Origin of the sequence: Arundinibacter roseus, from assembly GCF_004348825.1 — a bacterium.
Lineage (GTDB): Bacteria > Bacteroidota > Bacteroidia > Cytophagales > Spirosomataceae > Arundinibacter > Arundinibacter roseus.
Map to the genome: position 1 here is coordinate 1 of NZ_SMJU01000033.1, position 2,302 is coordinate 2,302.

Annotated in this window: 3 protein-coding genes; all 3 read right to left on the reverse strand. The window is 45.8% G+C overall.

What is annotated here, in order from left to right; translation table 11 throughout:
- Window positions 1–31: 31 nt before the first annotated feature.
- Genes tnpC through tnpA form a run of 3 tightly spaced genes read right to left on the reverse strand, consistent with a single transcriptional unit; the run spans window position 32 to window position 2,230 of the window.
- Window positions 32–1,537 (reverse strand): IS66 family transposase, encoded by a 1,506-nt coding sequence (gene tnpC, locus EZE20_RS23820; RefSeq protein ID WP_132122524.1) that lies wholly within the window; start codon window positions 1,535–1,537, stop codon window positions 32–34.
- A gap of 58 nt (window positions 1,538–1,595) precedes the next feature.
- Window positions 1,596–1,937, reverse strand: coding sequence for an IS66 family insertion sequence element accessory protein TnpB (tnpB, locus tag EZE20_RS23825; protein ID WP_132122526.1), 342 nt, complete (start codon window positions 1,935–1,937; stop codon window positions 1,596–1,598).
- A complete protein-coding gene (tnpA, locus tag EZE20_RS23830) occupies window positions 1,937–2,230 on the reverse strand; it encodes an IS66 family insertion sequence element accessory protein TnpA (RefSeq protein WP_132122528.1) in 294 nt (97 codons plus the stop codon). The genes tnpB and tnpA overlap by 1 nt, the downstream gene beginning before the upstream one ends.
- Window positions 2,231–2,302 lie beyond the last annotated feature (72 nt).

The following is a 2,302-nucleotide window of genomic DNA, read 5'->3' on the forward strand; positions in this document are numbered from 1 at the left end:
GTATCCGGCCTACCAACTACATAATAGTTAATTACTGACCTTTGCTAAAATTTTGCGGAAACAGATCGGCAATGTCTTTATGATTAATCGTAGCGATGTTTTGCAGGGTGTTTTTCAGCCAATTGTAAGGATTGACGTTGTGTTTTTTGCAGATAGCAAAGAAGGAATAAATTATGGCAGCCCGCTGCGCAGCATCATGGGAGCCTGCGAACAAGTAATTTTTTCGCCCTATCGCCAAGGGCCGGATAGCATTTTCGATCTGATTGTTATCAATAAGCAGATTTCCGTCATATAAATAAGCACTAAGCGCATCCCAGCGGGCATAACTGTACTGCATAGCCTTTCCAATTTGGCTCTTGGGGAGCGTACTTTTAATTTGCTCGAATATCCATTTGCCCAGTTCATTGATAATCGGAAGGGATTCATTTAGGCGCAGCTCTTTAATTGCGTCCGCATCCAACATCTGTTCTTTCGCTTTGCGCTCGACGGCATATAGCTTCTGGATCATTGACAGCGCTATTTGCGCCCTGGCTTTATCGTTTTCCAACGCCCGCTCGAATTCCCGGCGGGCGTGCGCCCAGCAGGCCAGGTGCACAACATCCTTCCGTCTGCCATGTTTTTCGTAAACGGCATACCCATCCGTCTGCAGGTAGCCCTTAAAGCTCTCTAACATCGTTTTCGCCCCTGCTGACCCTCTTGTCGGTTGGTAATCAAAGAGAACCATACCATCCAAAGGACTGTGATACACCCAATAGTACCCCTGGTGGCAAGCTCCCTTCTTGTCACTTTCCAAAACTTTGATCGGACTTTCATCTACCTGCCAATAGCCCTTTGATTTCATATCAAAGACCAACTGCTCGTAAAGTGGTTCGAGCTTGATCAGCGCTTCCTTGGTCCAGCCCTCAAGAGTCGAAGATGCGATCCGGATGTCTTCCCGGGCAAAGCGTTGTTTTTGGCGGTAAAGCGGGAGATGATCTTGGTATTTGTCGGTCAATATGCTGGCAAGAAGTCCGGTAGAAGGTATTCCTCTATCAATAACCCGCTCTGGAAGCTGACCAATCTTTACACCTTCTCCGTTTTTGGCTGCATATTTATAGCGGATATACCTTTTAATCAAGAAGCGGGCAGGCTCATAATCGAGCTCTTCGGTAACTTCCTTTCCGATGCACACCATTTCTGAAAGATCACCCTGAGGATAAATCTCGATTTCTTCGACAGGTAAATGAGAAGGTAATGCTGCACGGCCTTTGTGGTTCGGCCTTTTACGGACGTAGCCGATCTTTTCTTTCAGGATTTCTTCCTGTACAGCAATCTGTTCGACAGCTGCTTCAAAAGGAAGCGCAATCTGCGCCGGATCGCCTTCGAAGCGTTCACGCTTTTGCCCAAACTGCATCCGCTTGTACATTTCCAACTGCGATTTGAGATAAGCGTTTTCCTCTTCCAACTCTGCTATCCTCTCTTCACCATAGGATTGCTTTTCCTTGTTTATAAGGGCTATAAGTTCTTCTTTTGAAAGCGATTCCAGCGACATTTCCATACCCTAAAGATACAGATCCAGAAGCATTTTAGCTAATAAAATATGCCCTTCTTCATGCTTAAAAACAGAATCTTGACTTCTGCGTACTCTTATGTATTTGGATACCCTCTACCATGAGAACCAGCTCGGCCCAGCTCAAAGACAACCGCCCATCCATTGCTTTTGGTGGAGAAAATGTTCCTTTTTCAAGGCGCTTATAATACAAAACAAAGCCCCCGTTTTCCCAGTGAAGCAATTTGATATGGGTTCGGCGCCGGTTCAAAAAAACGAACACTTCGCCACTCGTGGGATTCCGACCAAGCTGCGTGCTTACCAGGCCACAAAGCCCGTCAAATGCTTTACGCATATCACAATGGCCCTGGTAAAGAAAATAACGGTGTGATGAACTCAGGCTAAACATTAGTAGAGTTTGATCAGCTGTGAAAGTGTAGCCAGGTCACTGCCTGAATAGTTCACTTTCACACCGTTGGGGTAGATAACCTGGTAGGATTCACCTGGTGTGAGCGGTTGGCCAGATAGCTCAACAAAGCCGCCGACTTTCCGATGATTCCTCTCGCGGCTTAACTTTTCTTTTCCCACCCAATAGCCGAACTTGGCTACCTTTATGCCATAAGGCTTGCAAAATTCACTTTGGCTTTGGCTGCTTTTGCGCCACTCACGTACTAATTTGAACATTTCTTCTGACTGATTCATTCGCTTGTCTTTTTAGGTCAAAAGTAGAAACCGAATTCTAGCCAAGAAATATGTAGTTCATAGGATGCTTAC